Below are 18,277 nucleotides of genomic sequence, written 5' to 3' on the forward strand. Positions count from 1 at the left end.
GTGGCACCCTTGATCACATGAACGCCGCCTCTCCCGCCCCGCGCCGTGTCCGCGTCCGTTCTCCCGAGCTCGTCGGCAAGGGCGGCTGGCTCAACACCGGCGGGAAGGACCTGAAGCTCGCCGACTTCCGGGGTCGCGTACTGATCCTGGATTTCTGGACCTTTTGCTGCATCAACTGCCTCCACGTCCTGGACGAGTTGAGGGAACTGGAGGAGAAGCACCGGGACACCGTCGTCATCGTCGGGGTGCACTCGCCGAAGTTCGTGCACGAGGCGGAGCATCAGGCGGTCGTCGACGCGGTGGAACGCTACGGGGTGGAGCACCCGGTGCTCGACGACCCGGAGCTCGCGACCTGGAAGCAGTACGCCGTACGGGCCTGGCCGACGCTAGTGGTGATCGATCCCGAGGGATATGTCGTCGCCCAGCACGCCGGTGAGGGGCACGCCCATGCCATCGAGCGGCTGGTGGAGGAGCTGGAGGCCGAGCACGCCGCGAAGGGCACCTTGCGGCGCGGCGACGGGCCGTACGTGGCGCCCGAACCCGAGCCGACCGTGCTGCGCTTCCCGGGCAAGGCGCTCGCTCTGCCGAGCGGCAATCTGCTGGTCAGCGACACGACCCGGCATCAGCTGGTGGAGCTGGAGGAGGACGGCGAGACCGTCGTCCGGCGCATCGGATCAGGCGTCCGGGGCTTCGTGGACGGCGGGGCCGACGAGGCCGGGTTCAGCGAGCCGCAGGGGCTCGCCCTGCTCGGCGAGGGCGCGGTCGTCGTCGCGGACACGGTGAACCACGCGCTGCGCCGGGTCGACCTGGCGACCGGCGAGGTCACCACGCTCGCGGGCACCGGGCGCCAGTGGTGGCAGGGCTCGCCGACGTCGGGACCGGCGCGCGAGATCGATCTGTCCTCGCCCTGGGACGTGGCCCTGTTCGGCGGGAAGGTCTGGATCGCCATGGCCGGTGTGCACCAGCTGTGGGCGTACGACCCGGAGGCGGGGACCGTGGAGGTCACCGCGGGCACGAGGAACGAGGGGCTGGTCGACGGACCGGGACCCGAGGCCTGGTTCGCTCAGCCGTCGGGGCTCGCCGCCACCGCCGACCGGCTCTGGCTGGCCGACTCCGAGACCTCGGCGCTGCGCTGGGTCGACCCGGACGGGAGCGTGCACACCGCCGTCGGCACCGGGCTCTTCGACTTCGGGCACCGCGACGGGGCCGCCGGACATGCCTTGCTCCAGCACCCGCTGGGGGTGACAGCGCTGCCCGACGGTTCGGTCGCGGTCAGCGACACGTACAACCACGCGCTGCGCCGGTACGACCCCTCGACGGGTGAGGTGACCACGCTGGCCACGGATCTGCGGGAGCCGAGCGACGCCGTGCTCGTCGGGGACGACATCGTGGTGGTGGAGTCCGCCCGGCACCGGCTCACCCGGCTGCGGCTGCCCGAGGAGGCGGTACGGGTGGAGTCGGTCGCCCACCGCACCCGGCGCGCGGCCACCGAGGTCACCCCCGGAGCCGTCCGGCTGGACGTGATCTTCCAGGCACCCGCCGGACAGAAACTGGACTCGAGCCACGGCCCGTCCACCCGGCTCCTCGTGTCCGCCACACCGCCGGAGCTCCTGCTCGCGGGCGAGGGCGCCGGCACCGATCTCTCGCGGACCGTCGAGCTGAACCCCGCCGTCCCGGAGGGCGTGCTGCACGTCTCGGCGATGGCCGCGTCCTGCGACGACGACCCGGCCGACGAGTACCCGGCCTGCCATGTCCACCAGCAGGACTGGGGCCTGCCGGTCCGCCTCACCGAAGGCGGTGCGGACCGGCTGCCCCTGGTTCTCGCGGGCATGGACGCCTGAACCGGCTCACACGCCGTAGCCGTCCGAGTAGCCGTCACGGCGGCGCCGGTCGTCGTCCACGACGGTCGCGGTCGGCGGTACGACGACGCGCCTGCGCCGCGCGATGCTGCTGAAGGTCGTCACGCCGATCAGTCCGACGATCATGAGGATCACGCCGACGAGGTGAAGGTTGACCCCCTGCATGTGCCAGTCGGTCGCGAACGTGAGGATCGCCCCCGAGGCGATCAGGATGATGCATCCGCCCAGGCCCATGGGTGTCGTCTCCTTGGAATAGCAACTCCGAGTCGTTCCGGACGCGTTCCGGGTACCCGGGACCTCGCGGGACATGCGGAGGCGGACGCTCACACGAAACGGCACGCCGTCGTCGCCGACGGCGTGCCGTTGTCCCTCCCGCCCGAGGGGCTACCCCTCCAGGAACGCCACCAACGCGTTGGCCAGCAGGAACGGGTCGTCGGCGGCGCAGAGTTCGCGGGCGCTGTGCATGGACAGGATGGCCACGCCGATGTCGACCGTTTTGATGCCGTGCCGTGCCGCCGTGATGGGGCCGATGGTGGTGCCGCAGGGCATGGAGTTGTTGGAGACGAAGGACTGGAACGGCACGCCGGCCTTCTCGCAGGCGGCGGCGAACACGGAGCGGCCCGAACCGTCGGTGGCGTAGCGGTTGTTGACGTTCACCTTGAGGATGGGGCCGCCGCCCGCGCGCGGGTGGTGCGTCGGGTCGTGCCGCTCGGCATAGTTGGGGTGCACGGCGTGGCCGGTGTCGCAGGAGAGACAGACGGTGCCGGCGAAGGCGCGTGCCCGGTCCTCGTAGGAACCGCCGCGGGCGAAGACAGAACGTTCCAGCACACTTCCGAGCAGCGGTCCGTCGGCGCCGGTGTCGCTCTGCGAGCCGTTCTCCTCGTGGTCGAAGGCGGCGAGGACCGGGATGTACGACAGTCCGGGGTCGGCCGCCGCGACCGCCGCCAGCGCGGCCGTGGCCGCGTGCACGGACAGCAGGTTGTCCATGCGCGGCCCGGCGAGCAGTTCGTTGTCGCGGCCCAGGTAGGCGGGGCGCTCGATGGAGTGGGTCATCAGGTCCCAGCCGGTGACCTCGCCCGCGGGCAGCCCCGACTCCTCCTCCAGGAAGGCGATCAGATCGCCCTCGCGGGCGTCGCCGAGTCCCCAGACGGGCTGGAGGTGGCGCTGCTTGTCGAGCTTGAGCCCTTCGCTGCTGACGGAACGGTCCAGGTGGATGGCGAGCTGCGGCACACGCAGCAGGGCGCGGTCGACGTTGACCAGACGGGTCGAGCCGTCGCGCAGTGACAGGCGTCCGGCCAGGCCGAGGTCGCGGTCGAGCCAGGAGTTCAGCAGCGGGCCGCCGTAGATCTCCACGGCGACCTGGCGCCAGCCGTGCGCGCCGGTGTCGGGCAGGGGCTTGACCCGCAGGTTCGGGGAGTCGGTGTGCGCGCCGATGATCCGGAACGGAGTGTGCGGCTCGGCGCCCTCGGGCACGTACCAGGCGATGATCGCCCCTCCGCGCAGCACGTACTTCCCGCCGCTGCTCCCGTCCCACGCGTCGGTCTCGGCGACCTGACGGAACCCGGCCTTCTCCAGCCGCTCGGCGGCGGTCGCCACGGCGTGGTACGGCGTCGGGCTCGCCGCGAGGAAGGACATGAGGTCGTCGGTGTGGCCGCGGTCGAAGCGGGTGGGTGCACTCATGGGTTCACCTTAACGACGCACGAGGGCCCGCTCCCGGGGTTGGGAACGGGCCCTCGTAAGGGGGATGTGAAGGGCGGACACCTCGGGACACCTGAACGCGGGGAACAGGTGCCCGGGCAGGTGCCCGCCCGTCGGAGGAGGGGCCGGCGGGCTCTTAGAAGGCGGCCTCGTCCAGCTCCATCAGGTCCAGGTCGACGCCCTCGGCGAGCTTGCGGGCACCGGTGACGCCCGGCAGCACGTTGGCGGCGAAGAACTTCGCGGCCGCGATCTTGCCGGTGTAGAAGGCCTTGTCCTTGGCGGAGGCGGTCTCCAGCTTCTCCGCGGCCACGGCGGCACCGCGCAGCAGCAGATAGCCGACGACCACGTCACCGGAGGCCATCAGGAGGCGGGTGGTGTTGAGGCCCACCTTGTAGATGTTCTTGACGTCCTGCTCGGTGGCGGCGAGGTCGGTCAGCATCAGGCCGACGATGGCCTCCAGCTCGACGGCGGCCTTGGCGAGCTGCTCGCGGGCGGCGGACAGCTCCTCGCCGCCCGTGCCGATGGCCAGGAACTTCTTGATGTCCTCGGCGAGGGTGTTCAGGGCCGCGCCCTGGTTGCGGACGATCTTCCGGAAGAAGAAGTCCTGGCCCTGGATCGCGGTGGTGCCCTCGTACAGGGTGTCGATCTTGGCGTCGCGGATGTACTGCTCGATCGGGTACTCCTGCAGGAAGCCGGAGCCGCCGAAGATCTGGAGCGACTGGGCGAGCAGCTCGTAGCCCTTCTCGGAGCCGTAGCCCTTCACGATCGGCAGGAGGAGGTCGTTCATGGCCTCGGCGGCGGCGGTGTCCTCGCCGGCGGCCTCCAGGACCTGGATCTCGTCCTGGACCGCGGCGGTGTGCAGGACCAGGGCGCGCATGCCCTCGGCGTACGCCTTCTGGGTCATGAGCGAGCGGCGCACGTCCGGGTGGTGCGTGATGGTGACCTTGGGCGCGGCCTTGTCCATGAAGTCGGCCAGGTCGGTGCCCTGGACGCGCTCCTTGGCGTACTCCAGCGCGTTCAGGTAGCCGGTCGACAGCGTGGAGATGGCCTTCGTGCCGACCATCATGCGGGCGAACTCGATGATGCGGAACATCTGGCGGATGCCGTCGTGCTTGTCGCCGATCAGCCAGCCCTTGGCGGGGTGGCGGTCGCCGAAGGTCATCTCGCAGGTGTTGGAGGCCTTGAGGCCCATCTTGTGCTCGACGTTCGTCGCATACGCGCCGTTGCGCTCGCCCAGCTCGCCGGTCTCGAAGTCGAACTCGTACTTCGGGACGAGGAAGAGGGACAGGCCCTTGGTGCCGGGGCCGTGGCCCTCGGGGCGGGCGAGGACGTAGTGGAGGATGTTCTCCTCCATGTCGTGCTCACCGGAGGTGATGAAGCGCTTCACGCCCTCGATGTGCCAGGAGCCGTCGTCCTGCTGGATCGCCTTGGTGCGGCCGGCGCCCACGTCGGAGCCGGCGTCCGGCTCGGTGAGCACCATGGTGGAGCCCCAGCGCTTCTCGACGGCCATCGTCGCGATGTGCTTCTGGACGTCGTTGCCCTCCTCGAAGAGGATGCCCGCGAACGCGGGGCCGCTGGAGTACATCCAGACCGCCGGGTTCGCGCCGAGGATCAGCTCCGCGTAGGCCCAGATCAGGGAGCGGGGCGAGGTGGAGCCGCCGATCTCCTCGGGCACGCCGAGACGCCAGTACTCGGAGTCCATGAACGCCTTGTACGACTTCTTGAAGGAAGCCGGGACCGGCGCGGTGTTGGTCTCGGGGTCGAAAACAGGGGGGTTGCGGTCGGCGTCCGCGAAGGACTCGGCAAGCTCGTTCTCCGAGAGGCGGGTCAGCTCCTCCAGGATGCTCTTGGCGGTGTCCGTGTCCATTTCCGCGAACGGGCCGGTGCCGTACAGCTTGTCGCGCCCGAGCACCTCGAAGAGGTTGAACTCGATGTCGCGGAGATTCGACTTGTAGTGCCCCATGGCGACGGCTCCGTAAGGGATCGGCGAGGCACTGACTCCTCGCATATTTGTCACGTACCAGCAAGTAGCTACGATGATGCTACCCGCCAGTAATAAGAAGCAACCCCGGGTAGGCCATATGTGGCCCACTACTCTTTGACGCATGTACGGCTACGAGCAGAACGCAGGCGCCCAGCAGGGGTACGTCCCGCCGCAGCAGCAGATGCCCGGCCAGATGCCGGACGGGCAGATGTCCGGCGGGTACGGCCAGCAGCCGCCCCTGTATCCCGAGCCGTCCCCGCCGTCCCTGCCGGACGCGGTCCGGGCGTTCACCACGGGCGCCATGGCGGCCGAGGACTTCCAGCAGGTCTTCGCCACCTCGAAGGTCTACTGCCCGCGCGGCGACAACCCCGGATTCCTCGCGCTGCACAACACCCAGCAGCCTGTCATCCCGATGTTCAGCTCGCTCAAGGAGCTGCGCCGGTACGCGGGCAAGGAGTCCAAGTACTTCGTGATCACCGGAGCCGAGGTGATCGACCTGCTGCCCACGGGCTACGGCTTCGTGATCGACATGGAGGGCAAGCACCGCATGGTCTTCGACGCGAAGGCCGTGGAGCAGATGGTGGACTTCGCGATGCGCCGTATGTACGGCTGACGGTCCGCCGCGGGTGCCCCGGCGCCCTGGTGTCCCGGCGCCCCGGCGCCCCGGTGTCCGCTCGACCGGATGCCTCTCGAACCTGTGCCGCCCGGAGGGAATGCCCTCCGGGCGCGCGTCGTTACGGGTAGCAGAAAGTTCAACCCTCAACTAAACTCGAAGCACAAGGAGGTACCGACATGCCCGCAGTGACTGTCGAGAACCCGCTGGCCCTGCCCCGTGTGGCCGCGCCGTCCGACGCGGTGGACCGTCCCGTGCTCACCGTGACGACCGCGCCCCAGGGCTTCGAGGGCGAGGGTTTCCCGGTCCGCCGCGCGTTCGCCGGGATCAACTACCGGCACCTGGACCCGTTCATCATGATGGACCAGATGGGTGAGGTGGAGTACGCGCCGGGCGAGCCGAAGGGCACCCCCTGGCACCCCCACCGCGGCTTCGAGACCGTGACCTACATCATCGACGGCATCTTCGACCACCAGGACTCCAACGGTGGCGGCGGCACGATCACCAACGGCGACACCCAGTGGATGACGGCCGGGTCCGGCCTGCTCCACATCGAGGCGCCGCCGGAGCACCTGGTGATGTCGGGCGGCCTCTTCCACGGGCTCCAGCTGTGGGTGAACCTGCCGGCCAAGGACAAGATGATGGCCCCGAGGTACCAGGACATCCGGGGCGGCACCGTGCAGCTGCTCAGCACCCCGGACGGCGGCGCGCTCCTGCGGGTCATCGCCGGTGAGCTCGACGGACACCAGGGACCGGGCATCACGCACACCCCGATCACCATGGTCCACGCCACACTGCGGCCCGGCGCCGAGATCACCCTGCCGTGGCGCGAGGACTTCAACGGCCTCGCCTACGTGCTGGCCGGACGCGGCAGCGTGGGCGCGGACCGCCGCCCGGTCCACACCGGCCAGACCGCCGTCTTCGGCACGGGCTCCTCGCTGACCGTCCGGGCCGACGAGAAGCAGGACTCCAACACGCCCGAACTGGAGGTCGTGCTGCTCGGAGGGCAGCCGATCCGTGAGCCGATGGCCCACTACGGCCCGTTCGTGATGAACACCCGCGACGAGCTCCAGCAGGCTTTCGAGGACTTCCAGAAGGGCCGCCTGGGGACGATCCCGGCGGTGCACGGGATGTCGGAGGGCGGGCTGTAGGCCTTCCCGCCCCCGGGCCTGGCCTGGGTCCTCCGGGGCCCTCGTGAAGGACAGCGCTCGCGGAAGCCCCGTCCGGTCCGCCGGACGGGGCTTCGCCGTGCGCCGTGCGCCGGGGGTTCCTCGCGGGATTCTCCCCCGTTCGGACTCCCCGGAGCGCCGGTCCGGCTGACGCATGGTCAGCTGGCGGGGTGCAGCTACTCCCCGAGGGTGTCCGGCGGTTGGCGGCCTGGTGTGTCGTGATCCTGCTGGCCGCCGGGGTCGGATGGGTGGGGGTCCTGCTGTGCGGGGAGTTCCGTACGGCGGTGGTGCCGGTGCTGCTCGCGCTGCTCGGGACCGCGCTGCTCGGACCGCTGTACCGGCGGATGGTCAAGGCGCGGATCAACCGCTCGCTCGCCGCCGCCCTGACCTGTGTCGCGGTGGCCGTCGTGGTCGGCGGCGCCGTCTACGTCGTCGTCGCCGCGCTCTTCCACACCGGCTCCCAGATCGTGTCCTCGCTCCGGCAGGCCTCGCGTTCCGTCGCCGAGCACTTCGGCGCGGCGGGCACCTCGCTCGACGACATCGCCGCCAACTCCAAGGACCTGCTGGCCAAGTTCGGCGGCACGGCCGCGTCCAACGTCGTCAGCGGCGTCAGTGTCGTGGCCGAGACCCTCGCCATGTGTTTCCTCGCCCTGCTGCTCGTTTTCTTCTTCCTGCGCGACTCGCACAAGGTGGCCGGATCACTGCGGTCGCTCGCGCCCCGGGGGACCGCCGACGTCGTCGAGGCCATGGCCCGGCGCGCCTACGCGGCCGTCGAGGGCTTCATGCGCGGGACGACGATCATCGCGCTCATCGACGCCCTCTGCATCACCGTCGGACTCCTGGTCCTGCGCGTCCCGGGCGCCGTCGGACTCGGCGCGCTGGTCTTCGTGGGGGCGTACATCCCGTATCTCGGCGCGTTCCTCTCCGGCGCGGTGGCCGTCCTGGTGGCGCTCGCCGACCGGGGGTTCGTCATCGCCCTGTGGACGCTCGGGCTCGTGCTCGCGATCCAGATGCTGGAGGGATACGGCCTCCAGCCGATGATCCAGAGCCGGCAGGTGCAGATGCACCCGGCGGTGGTGCTGCTCGCGATCACGGCGGGCGCCTCCGTGGCGGGCGTCCTCGGCATGCTGCTCGCCGTCCCCCTGACGGCGGCGGCCTTCGGCGTCCTGCACGAACTCCGTGTGCGCTACGAGCCGGAAGGACCGGACGGGCCGCCGCCGGGGCCGGAAGGACCGGGCACACCCGGATTCCCCGGAGTGCCGGGAGCGCCGGGACCGTCCGCGGATTCGTAGCCGCCGGCGGATTCGTGGGCCCCGGAGGATTCGTGGGCCCCGGCGGACCGGTAGCCGCCCGAGGAGCCCCGGGCCTCTGTGGGGCGCGCGCCCGTCGGTCCGGTGGCGTCCGTCGCCTCGGCGAACGCGTCCCACGCGTCGAGCAGCGCGGAGTCGTCCGAGGCCCCGGACTCGCCGGAATCCGTGTCGGCCGCCTCGGAGAACTCGAACCAGATGCTCTTGCCCTGGCCCCGCGGGTCCACCCCCCACGCGTCCGCGAGCATCTCGACCAGCACCAGTCCCCGTCCGGACGACGCCAGCTCCCCGGGATGACGCCGGTGCGGCAGGGCATCGCTGCCGTCGGTGACCTCGGCCCGTATCCGCCGCTTGCCCGGCTCGCCCGTCACCTCGGCGACGAGCAGCGCGTCCACGTCGGTGTGCACGAGGACGTTGGTGACCATCTCGGAGACGAGCAGGACCGCGGAGTCGAGCTGGTCGGCGGAGGCCCAGTCGTGCAGGAGCTCCCGCAGCTGCTGACGGGCGTCCGCGATCCGCTCGGGCTCGGCCTGCGCCACGGTCAGCATCGTGCGGCGCAGCAGCGGCCGTACGGGTGGCGCGGTGTCGTCGCCGTCACCCTCCAGGGGCAGCCGGGACAGCAGCAGCACCGCTATGTCGTCCTCGCGCCGGTCGGCCAGCGGACCGGTGGTGTGGTGGGAGGAGGGCCCGTGCACGGCCTGCACGAGCGCGTCGGCGAGGGTCTCCATGTCGCCGTCGTGGGATTCGAGCGTCCGGCGGATCCGGCGCCAGCCGGTGTCGAGGTCGTGGCCGCCGGTCTCGATGAGCCCGTCGGTGCAGATCAGCATGGTCTCGCCCGGTTCCAGGAGGAGCCGGGTGGTCGGGTAGTCGGCGTCCGGGTCGATGCCGAGCGGCAGCCCGCCCGCCGTGGGCCGCATCAGCACGGTCCCGTCCGCCATCCGTATCGCGGGATCGGGATGCCCGGCGCGCGCGATGTCCAGCGTCCCGGTCGCCGGGTCGACCTCGACGTACAGACAGGTTGCGAAGCGCACATCGGCGGGGTCCGCCGGTTCCTCGTCCGCGTCGGCGCCGCCGCTCGACCCGTAGGTCACCGAGTCGGTGACCCCGTAGAGGAAACGCGCCGCCCGTGACAGCACCGCGTCGGGGCGGTGGCCCTCGGCGGCGTAGGCGCGCAGGGCTATCCGGAGCTGGCCCATCAGACCCGCGGCGCGGACGTCGTGGCCCTGTACATCGCCGATGACCAGGGCGTAGCGGCCGGCCGGCAGCGGGATCACGTCGTACCAGTCGCCGCCGACCTGGAGGCCGCCGCCGGTCGGGACATAGCGTGCGGCGACGCTCATGCCCGGCATCCGCGGGCCGAGCGTCGGCATCATCGAGCGCTGGAGGCCGTCGGTCAGCTCCCGCGCGGTCTCGGCGGCTCCGGCGCGCGAGAGGGCCTGCGCGAGCATGCGGGCGACGGTCGTCAGGACCGAGCGCTCGTCGGGCGTGAAGGTGACGGGGTAGGTGAAGGCCGCCATCCACGCACCCATGGTGCTGCCGGCGACCGTGAGCGGCAGGAACGCCCAGGACTGCCGGCCGAAGTGCTGGGCGAGGGGCCAGGACGCCGGGTAGCGGTCCTTGTACTCGTCGGGGGAGGAGAGGTAGACCGCACGGCCCGTACGGACGACCTCGGCGGCCGGATAGTCCGTGGCCAGCGACATGTGGGAGAAGGGGCCCTCGTCGCCCGGCTGGTGCCCGTGGTGGCCGATGATCGTCAGCCGCTCGCCCTCCGCGCCGAAGACGGCGAGTCCGTCCGGGGAGAATCCGGGCATCGACAGCCCCGCCGCCACCCGCAGCACCTCCGCCGTGGACCGGGCCTCGGCCAGCGCCCGTCCGGCGTCCAGCAGGAACGCCTCCCGCGAGCGGCGCCAGTCCCCGGTGACAGGGGTGCGCGCGGCGGCGTCCGGAGGCTGCTCGCTGACCTCCTGGAGGGTGCCGATCAGCTCGTACTGCCCGGTCTCGGGGTCGACGAGCGGCTTGGAGCGGCTGCGGACCGTGCGGAGCACCCGGCCGTGCTCGTCCATGATCCGCATCTGGGCCTCGGCGAGCGTGCCCTCGGCCACCGCGAGGTGCACCACCCCGTCCATCTCGTTCCAGTCGACGGGGTGGACATGCGAGCGCGCACCCGCCTCGGTGAGGGTCGTCAGCTCCGCGGGCATGCCGATCAGCCGTGCGGCTTCCGCGTCGAAGGTGACGAGTCCCGAGGCGTTGTCCCAGCGCCACACGCCGGTGGCGAGTGTGGCCAGGACGTCCCCCACGGCGGGCAGGGGCTCACCAGTGCGCATGCGCCCACTGTAGGAACAGGTGATCGGTGCCTGCCACCGATGGCCGTCACCGACGCCCGTCACGGCGTGGAGCGGCTAATGAGGGGGAGGCGACCTGGCCCGGCCGGTACGCTGGGGGTGTTTCACGTGAAACAGGCCCCCCAATCCCCAATCCGCGAAGACTGGATGAACGACGATGCATCGGTACAGGTCCCACACCTGCGGCGAGCTCCGCGCCTCTGACGTCGGCACCGACGTCCGGCTGAGCGGCTGGCTGCACAATCGCCGAGACCTGGGTGGCATCCTCTTCATCGATCTGCGCGACCACTACGGCATCACGCAGCTCGTCGCCCGCCCCGGCACCCCCGCCTACGAGGCCCTCGACAAGGTCTCGAAGGAGTCGACCGTCCGCGTCGACGGCAAGGTCGTCTCGCGCGGCACGGAGAACGTGAACCCGGAGCTGCCGACCGGCGAGGTCGAGGTCGAGGTGAGCGAGGTCGAGCTGCTCGGCGCCGCCGCCCCCCTGCCGTTCACGATCAACGCCGAGGACGGTGTGAACGAGGAGCGCCGTCTGGAGTACCGCTTCCTCGACCTGCGCCGCGAGCGCATGCACCGCAACATCCTGCTGCGCACGGCCGTGATCTCCGCGATCCGTCACAAGATGACGGCGCTGGGCTTCAACGAGATGGCCACCCCGATCCTCAGCGCCACCTCCCCCGAGGGCGCGCGCGACTTCGTGGTCCCCTCCCGGCTGAACCCCGGCAAGTTCTACGCGCTTCCGCAGGCGCCGCAGCAGTTCAAGCAGCTGCTGATGATCTCCGGCTTCGACCGCTACTTCCAGATCGCGCCCTGCTTCCGCGACGAGGACGCCCGCGCGGACCGTTCGCCGGGCGAGTTCTACCAGCTCGACGTCGAGATGTCCTTCGTCGAGCAGGAGGACATTTTCCAGCCCATCGAGAAGCTCATGACGGAGCTGTTCGAGGAGTTCGGCGGTGACCGTCACGTCACCTCGCCCTTCCCGCGCATCCCGTTCCGCGAGTCGATGCTGAAGTACGGCTCGGACAAGCCGGACCTGCGGGCCCAGCTGGAGCTCACCGACATCACCGACATCTTCGAGGGCTCGGAGTTCAAGGCCTTCGCGGGCAAGCACGTGCGCGCCCTGGCGGTGCCGGACGTGGCCGGCCAGAGCCGGAAGTTCTTCGACGGCCTCGGTGACTACGCGGTCGAGCAGGGCGCGAAGGGCCTGGCCTGGGTGCGCGTGGGCGAGGACGGCTCGCTGACCGGCCCGATCGCCAAGTTCCTCACCGAGGACAACGTCGCCGAGCTGACCAAGCGCCTCTCCCTGGCCGCCGGTCACGCGGTGTTCTTCGGCGCGGGCGAGTTCGACGAGGTCTCGAAGATCATGGGCGCGGTGCGGGTCGAGGCCGCGAAGCGCTCGGGCAACTTCGAGGAGAACGTCTTCCGCTTCTGCTGGATCGTCGACTTCCCGATGTACGAGAAGGACGAGGACACCGGGAAGATCGACTTCTCGCACAACCCGTTCTCCATGCCGCAGGGCGGTCTGGAGGCCCTGGAGACCCAGGACCCGCTGGACATCCTCGGCTGGCAGTACGACATCGTCTGCAACGGTGTGGAGCTGTCCTCCGGCGCGATCCGTAACCACGAGCCCGAGATCATGCTCAAGGCCTTCGAGATCGCCGGCTACGACCGGGAGACCGTCGAGGAGCAGTTCGCCGGCATGCTGCGCGCCTTCCGCTTCGGCGCCCCGCCGCACGGAGGGATCGCCCCGGGCGTCGACCGCATCGTCATGCTGCTCGCGGACGAGCCGAACATCCGCGAGACGATCGCGTTCCCGCTCAACGGCAACGCGCAGGACCTGATGATGGGCGCGCCCACGGAGCTGGACGAGACGCGGCTGCGCGAGCTGCACATCTCGGTGCGCAAGCCGCAGCCGAAGTAGCCGCTACCGAGGTGGTCGCTACCGAGGTGGTCGCTACCGAGGTGGTCGCGGCCGAAGTGGCCGCGGCCGAGGTAAGGCAAGCCTTTCAACTGGCCTGATCGCAAAGGGGCTTGAAGTCGACGTCGATTTCAGGTCCCTTTTGCGTGCCCGCAGCAAAGACCGCTGTTTTCTCAGCCTGCTGACAGCCTTCTTGCCTAACTTCCGGGCGCATGACAGCGAATGGACAGCACCAGGAACCCCAGGTCCCCCAAGTACCCCAGGAAAGCGGTGAACTGACGCGCCGCAAGGTCGTGGTCGTCGGCGCGGGTGCGCTCGCGGTGGCCGGCCTCGGCGGCAGCGCCTTCGCGGCGAGCGCGGTCGCGCAGGACAGAGAACCGGCGGCCGGGGAGAGCGCCGAGGCCTGCTACCGACTGACGTCGGAGGCGGTCGAGGGCCCGTACTACATCGACGCCGACAAGATCCGCCGGGACGTCAGAGAGGACCGCGAAGGCATCCCCCTGCTCCTCAGCCTCAAGGTGATCGACTCCGAGACCTGCAGGCCGATCCGGAACGCGGCCGTCGACATCTGGCACTGCGACGCCGCAGGCGTCTACTCCGGCTACGAGAACCAGGGCAACGGCGGCGGTGGCGGCCCCGCTCCCACCGGTGAGCCGCCGACCGGTGCGCCCACGGGTGCGCCCCCGACCGGTATGCCGGGCGGCGGCCACCAGGAGCCGACGGACGACACACGCTACCTGCGCGGCACCTGGCGTACGGACCGGCACGGCCATGTCTCCTTCAAGACGGTCTTCCCGGGCTGGTACCGGGGCCGCTGCGTTCATATCCACACCAAGGTGCACGTGGACGGCGAGTGGACCGACGCCGGTTACGAGGGCGGGCACACGTGCCACACCGGCCAGTTCTTCTTCGACGAGGAGTCCGTCCTGGCCTCGGCGGTGGTGGAGCCGTACTCCGCCAACGCCGCCGAGCGCACCACGCTCACCGAGGACACGATCTACGACCAGAGCGGTACCCAGGGCGGCCTGCTCAGGCTGCACTACGACAAGCGGGACATCACCAAGGGCGTCCATGCGTCGCTCACGGTCGGCGTCGACCCGGGCGCGACGGAGGACGGCCAGGGCGCGCCGCCCCGGGCGAGTGCGTCGGCGTCACCATCGGCTTCGGCGAGCTGACGGACCGACGGACCGGCGGTCTCCGGTCCCCGCCCTTCACGGCCGGGGACCGGACCCTCCTGGAAACCTCACCGGAGCCCCATAGGAATCCAGAGGGGCCGCCCCACAGGTCCGCCCGCAGGCTCTGGGTCGTCTCCGGCGGCGCTGACGGCAACTCGTGCATCGGGCTCGCTCGCGGACAGGTTTTGCTCCTCCTCCGCGCTGATCCATATAAAGTAAGGCAAGCCTTGCTTTATGTTTACTGGAAAGGCCTGGAAACAGGGTTTTCCCGCGACGCTCTTTTGCGTGCGCATGGGATTCCATAGGCCTTTCTCACGTCCCTGACAGGCCCGCCTCCTAGCGTCCCTGCCCATGACGGGAAACGCCGAGAACAGCCATGAGAACGAGCAAGGACCCAAGCACAAACGCGATTTGACGCGTCGTAAGGTCGTCGTCGCCGGTGCCGGTGCGGTCGTCGCTGTCGGTGTGGGCGGGACGGTCGCCGTCGGCGCCTTCGCCGGGGAGACGAAGGGGAAGGGTGCGACCGCCTCGGCGAGCGCCACCGCCTCCGAGCTCTGCTACAAGCTCACCTCCGAGACCACCGAGGGCCCTTACTACATCGACGCGGACAAGATCCGCCAGGACATCACCGAGGACGAAGAGGGCATCCCCCTGACCCTCAAGCTCAAGGTGATCGACGCGGACACCTGCAAGCCGGTGAAGAACGCGGCGGTCGACATCTGGCACTGCACCGCGCTGGGCATCTACTCCGGTTACGAGGCGATGGGCAGCGGCGGTGGCGGTGGCGGTGGCACCCCGCCCTCCGGATCCCCCTCCGACGCGCCCTCCGACGCCCCCTCGGGCACGCCCACAGGTGAGCCTCCGTCGGGCGCTCCCTCCGGCGGCACCGGCGGCGGCCACTCGGAGCCGACCGACGACGAGCGCTACCTCCGGGGCACCTGGAAGACCGACAAGCACGGCTACGTCACCTTCAAGACGGTCTTTCCGGGCTGGTACCAGGGCCGCGCCGTCCACATCCACACGAAGGTCCACGTCGACGGCACCTGGACCGACGCGGGCTACGAGGGCGGCCATACCTGCCACACCGGCCAGTTCTTCTTCGACGAGAAGTCGGTCCTGGCGTCGGCCGAGGTGTCCCCGTACTCCACGAACACCGCCACCCGCACCACCCTCACCGAGGACACGATCTACCCCCAGAACGGCCATGAGGGTGGCTTGCTGTACCTCAAGTACGACAAGAAGAACATTGCCAAGGGCGTCCACGCCGACCTGACGATGGGCGTCGCCCCGGACGAGACCCACGACAGCACGGACACCCAGCCGAGCGCGTCGGCCTCGGCGTCCTGACCCCTCCCGACACACAGGGGCCCGGAACACCACGGGTTCCGGGCCCCTTGACTCCCTGACAGGCAGGGGCCCGGAGCACCCTGGTTCCGGGCCCTCCCCGTGCGGGGCTTGATCAGCTCTGCTCCGAAGTGCTCTCCGGGCCGCGCGGGGCTTCGCCGAACAGTTCTTCGGCATGCGCGACCGTGCCGGCCCGGTCGAGCCAGTCGCCGAGACGGTCGAGGTCGGTGCAGGTGGTGATCCGCGTACGGACGTCGTCGGAGACGGTCAGCCCGCGTTTATTGCCGGCGGGGGTATTCCCCAGATTGACGTCGAGGAACTCGTGGAAGTAGTCGGAGGCTTGCCAGTCCATCCCTTGCAGGGCACGGCCCAGCGCTTCCGGTATGGCGTCGATGTCGTGGCTGTGGGTGTGAGCGAGGGCGGAGAACGCGGCCATCGCAGGCGGGTGGCCCTCGAACGGGACAGGCCGTTTCGTACGAGGCGATCCTGCACGAGTCCGTGCTTCGGACGCGCGTGGCCGACCGGATTGCGGCGCGGGCCCAGTTGGAGGAGATCCTGCTGCAGTCGGAGCGGTCGAACGTGACGGTCCGCGTCGTCCCGTTCGACGTCGACGGGTTCGCCGGCGCCCATTCGTCCATGCTGTACACGGGTGGCCCCGTGCCCCAGTTGGACACCGCGAAGCGGGACGCGCCGCATGGAGGTCCGTGGCGACGAGTGTGTGGAAGTCGCCCTGCAAGAGGGCACATTGCTGCTCCGCGAGAGCGATGACTCCGGCCGAATACTTCCTGTCACCCCGCAGGGGCCGGCTGCTCTCCTGGGGCGGCTCCGGGTGGGCCGCGACGGGTGACCATCGTGCCTTGCGGGGTGTCTCGCGTCAGGCGTGCTGGGCCTTTGTCATGCGGGCGACTTCTTTTCGGACGAGGGCCAGGGGGAAGTGGTTGCTGTTGCCCAGGTCCAGCATCGAGAAGGACGCGGTGACGCCGCCGACTCTCACGAGGATGTGCTGCTGGTTCTGCACGAGGACAGGTAGACCGCTGGGCAGGTCCGGCGCCTCCTGCTTCACCGGGGTGGTGACCCGGAAGGCGATCGACTCGTCGCCGAGCCGGGGAGCCTTCTCCGGCGCGACGTGCGAGGTGTACTTCCCCCCGCGGCTGTCGCCGGTGAAGTCGTGGCAGGTCGTCAGTGACGTACGGACACGGTCGATCGCCTTCTCGGCTCCCGTGCCTTCGTAGGAGGCGAGGGTGTTGCCGCCGGGCAGGATGCTGCCCTTCCAGGTGATGTTCTGGTCCACGACGGCCGATGCGCCGACGGCGTGGGTGGCGTCGAGGAGCGTCTCGCAGGAGGGGTCCGAGACCGGCGGGAAGGTGCTGTCGGAGTCGGCGGGTGATCGCTCGTCCGCCGAGACGGCCAAGCTGTCCGGCACGTCTTCACCGGTGAGGGCGATGGACTTCAGGGCCTCGGCGGAGAGCGGCGGTCCCGGCGCGGTGGACGCGGTCGAGGCGCCGCCGGGTGAACTGCTTGCCGCCGGGGAGCCGGGCGTTCCCCCGCCCGTACCGGCGCAGGCGGTGATCCCCCACGCGGTCAGTGCCGCGCCCACCAGCAGCCACCTGTTTCCCCGCACCCGCACCTGTATCCGCACTCGTGCCCCCCCCAGCCCCTCGTGACTCAAGGGACCCGATGCTAACTGCCGGGGGTGTTTGTCAGGGTCACGTCGGGAAGGAGGATCCGCTCAGGTGTCGTACGTGCCGTCCCACGGTTCGGAGAAGCCGAGGCCGTCCGGGTACAGCTCGGCCCAGGCCTCGCCCTCGTCCACGCCCGTCACGAGGCCGAACCGGACGCCGTCGACGGTGAGCTGGAACGGCCGTATCGCGATGTCCGTGTACGAGCGCCGGGGCAGACTGCGGAGCAGTTTCGCCAGGTGGACGCGGGCGCGTGACAGCACCGAGTATTCGCCCGGGACGGCTCGCTGCTGTTCGGCCCAGGTGCCGGCGCACCAGACCTCCGAGTCGCGGTAGCGGCCCTCGGCATCGAAGGTGTGGAGCACCACGTACAGACGTTTGTGCTCTTCCCAGCCGTCATCGGGACGGAACCCTTCGGGGAAGGCGTACGTGATCGACGCCAGGAACTGACCGTCCGCGTACCGGCCGATGGTCTCGGTGCGGTGCTTCGGTTCGTAGGCGATCGGAATGACCTCGGGGACTGCCATGGCGGAAACCATACGGGTGACCGAGGGCCTTGTGGCGCCGGGGTCCATTACGGATCGGCGGCATCGGACAGAGGGTGGCTTTCCCGGCTGTTCGCCGGGTCTTCACCGTGCTCTCACCTGGTCTTCCGTGCTGTCCGGCCGGTCCCGGGCGCCGGGGCGGCGGCCCTGGCGTGCAGGGCCCCGCAGCCGCGAAAAGGGGGCACGGGACGTGTCGTCCGTGCCCCCTTTCCGGAGGTGAGGAGCCTCAGGAGATCGACCGGTATCCGCCCCAGCCGGTGGCGATCCTCGTACGCGAGCCGAACGATCCCCTGCCGTCCCCGCTGTTGCGGTACAGATTGCCGCCGGTGTCCCGGGAGACCAGGTCGGCCCTGCCGTCGTCGGTGATGTCGCCGACCCCGACGACGGCGTTGCAGGAGCCGCCCCAGTCGGCGAACACCTTCACGCGGGCCGACAGCGTGCCCGTGCTCGTCCTCTTGCAGAGGCCGTTCTGCGGCAGAACGGCGATGGTGGCGGCCGCCACGGCGACCGCTGTGGAGGAGACGGCCGCGGGAAGGCCGCGCCGTCTCGGGGCGTGTCTGCCCACGTGAACCGTCCCTCCCCGCGAGGACCCCCGCCCTCGCACAAGTGTGCGGATGGTGGCAGGAGATGACGGTTGCAGAGAT

At 70.2% G+C, this 18,277-nt stretch carries 16 protein-coding genes; 8 read left to right on the forward strand and 8 right to left on the reverse strand.

Annotated features, from left to right (window positions below; genetic code table 11):
* The first annotated feature begins 17 nt into the window (after nucleotides 1-17).
* Nucleotides 18-1,841, forward strand: a complete 1,824-nt coding sequence (locus OG410_RS21730) for an NHL domain-containing thioredoxin family protein (protein ID WP_329300715.1) — start codon at nucleotides 18-20, stop codon at nucleotides 1,839-1,841.
* A 6-nt stretch (nucleotides 1,842-1,847) separates the two neighbouring features.
* Here the strand turns inward: OG410_RS21730 and OG410_RS21735 are convergent, their stop codons facing one another.
* From OG410_RS21735 to OG410_RS21745, 3 genes are all read right to left on the reverse strand, one after another.
* Nucleotides 1,848-2,093, reverse strand: coding sequence for a DUF6458 family protein (locus tag OG410_RS21735; RefSeq protein WP_329300716.1), 246 nt, complete (start codon nucleotides 2,091-2,093; stop codon nucleotides 1,848-1,850).
* A 150-nt stretch (nucleotides 2,094-2,243) separates the two neighbouring features.
* Entirely contained in the window at nucleotides 2,244-3,539 is a 1,296-nt protein-coding gene (locus tag OG410_RS21740; RefSeq protein ID WP_329300717.1) for a M18 family aminopeptidase, read from the reverse strand.
* 154 nt (nucleotides 3,540-3,693) lie between these two features.
* A complete protein-coding gene (locus OG410_RS21745; RefSeq protein WP_329300718.1) occupies nucleotides 3,694-5,520 on the reverse strand; it encodes an acyl-CoA dehydrogenase in 1,827 nt (608 codons plus the stop codon).
* 142 nt (nucleotides 5,521-5,662) lie between these two features.
* Between OG410_RS21745 and OG410_RS21750 the strand changes: the two genes are divergently transcribed.
* From OG410_RS21750 to OG410_RS21760, 3 genes are all read left to right on the forward strand, one after another.
* The gene (locus tag OG410_RS21750) at nucleotides 5,663-6,154 is read left to right on the forward strand and encodes an SseB family protein (protein WP_328450353.1); all 492 of its coding nucleotides are present in this window, start codon (nucleotides 5,663-5,665) and stop codon (nucleotides 6,152-6,154) included.
* Nucleotides 6,155-6,333: 179 nt separating this feature from the next.
* On the forward strand, nucleotides 6,334-7,305 hold the full coding sequence (locus OG410_RS21755; protein ID WP_329300719.1) for a pirin family protein: 972 nt from the start codon (nucleotides 6,334-6,336) through the stop codon (nucleotides 7,303-7,305).
* Nucleotides 7,306-7,493: 188 nt separating this feature from the next.
* Complete coding sequence (locus OG410_RS21760; protein WP_329300720.1) at nucleotides 7,494-8,615, forward strand: AI-2E family transporter; 1,122 nt, start codon at nucleotides 7,494-7,496, stop codon at nucleotides 8,613-8,615.
* On the opposite strand, the gene OG410_RS21765 is transcribed toward OG410_RS21760, so the two are convergent.
* Nucleotides 8,510-10,954: a SpoIIE family protein phosphatase gene (locus tag OG410_RS21765; protein ID WP_329300721.1), complete on the reverse strand. Its 2,445-nt coding sequence runs from the start codon at nucleotides 10,952-10,954 to the stop codon at nucleotides 8,510-8,512. The two genes, OG410_RS21760 and OG410_RS21765, sit on opposite strands and share 106 nt — an antisense overlap.
* Nucleotides 10,955-11,129: 175 nt before the next feature.
* Here OG410_RS21765 and aspS point away from each other — a divergent pair, with 175 nt between their 5' ends.
* The 3 genes from aspS (at nucleotide 11,130) to OG410_RS21780 (ending at nucleotide 15,412) form a co-directional block, all read left to right on the forward strand.
* The gene (aspS, locus tag OG410_RS21770; RefSeq protein ID WP_329300722.1) at nucleotides 11,130-12,893 is read left to right on the forward strand and encodes an aspartate--tRNA ligase; all 1,764 of its coding nucleotides are present in this window, start codon (nucleotides 11,130-11,132) and stop codon (nucleotides 12,891-12,893) included.
* Between the two features lie 209 nt (nucleotides 12,894-13,102).
* Nucleotides 13,103-14,065: an intradiol ring-cleavage dioxygenase gene (locus OG410_RS21775; protein ID WP_329300723.1), complete on the forward strand. Its 963-nt coding sequence runs from the start codon at nucleotides 13,103-13,105 to the stop codon at nucleotides 14,063-14,065.
* Nucleotides 14,066-14,416: 351 nt separating this feature from the next.
* Entirely contained in the window at nucleotides 14,417-15,412 is a 996-nt protein-coding gene (locus OG410_RS21780; RefSeq protein ID WP_329300724.1) for an intradiol ring-cleavage dioxygenase, read from the forward strand.
* A gap of 112 nt (nucleotides 15,413-15,524) precedes the next feature.
* Here OG410_RS21780 and OG410_RS21785 read toward each other — a convergent pair whose 3' ends face one another.
* Nucleotides 15,525-15,845 (reverse strand): hypothetical protein, encoded by a 321-nt coding sequence (locus OG410_RS21785; RefSeq protein WP_329300725.1) that lies wholly within the window; start codon nucleotides 15,843-15,845, stop codon nucleotides 15,525-15,527.
* A gap of 77 nt (nucleotides 15,846-15,922) precedes the next feature.
* Here OG410_RS21785 and OG410_RS21790 point away from each other — a divergent pair, with 77 nt between their 5' ends.
* Nucleotides 15,923-16,177, forward strand: coding sequence for a Scr1 family TA system antitoxin-like transcriptional regulator (locus OG410_RS21790; RefSeq protein WP_329304194.1), 255 nt, complete (start codon nucleotides 15,923-15,925; stop codon nucleotides 16,175-16,177).
* 106 nt (nucleotides 16,178-16,283) lie between these two features.
* Here OG410_RS21790 and OG410_RS21795 read toward each other — a convergent pair whose 3' ends face one another.
* The 3 genes from OG410_RS21795 to OG410_RS21805 form a co-directional block, all read right to left on the reverse strand.
* Nucleotides 16,284-17,030 (reverse strand): hypothetical protein, encoded by a 747-nt coding sequence (locus tag OG410_RS21795; protein ID WP_329300726.1) that lies wholly within the window; start codon nucleotides 17,028-17,030, stop codon nucleotides 16,284-16,286.
* A 108-nt stretch (nucleotides 17,031-17,138) separates the two neighbouring features.
* Nucleotides 17,139-17,615, reverse strand: a complete 477-nt coding sequence (locus tag OG410_RS21800) for a hypothetical protein (protein WP_329300727.1) — start codon at nucleotides 17,613-17,615, stop codon at nucleotides 17,139-17,141.
* A gap of 244 nt (nucleotides 17,616-17,859) precedes the next feature.
* Nucleotides 17,860-18,198, reverse strand: a complete 339-nt coding sequence (locus OG410_RS21805) for an FG-GAP repeat domain-containing protein (protein WP_329300728.1) — start codon at nucleotides 18,196-18,198, stop codon at nucleotides 17,860-17,862.
* Between the last annotated feature and the right edge of the window lie 79 nt (nucleotides 18,199-18,277).

The organism is Streptomyces sp. NBC_00659 (genome assembly GCF_036226925.1).
Classification (GTDB): domain Bacteria; phylum Actinomycetota; class Actinomycetes; order Streptomycetales; family Streptomycetaceae; genus Streptomyces.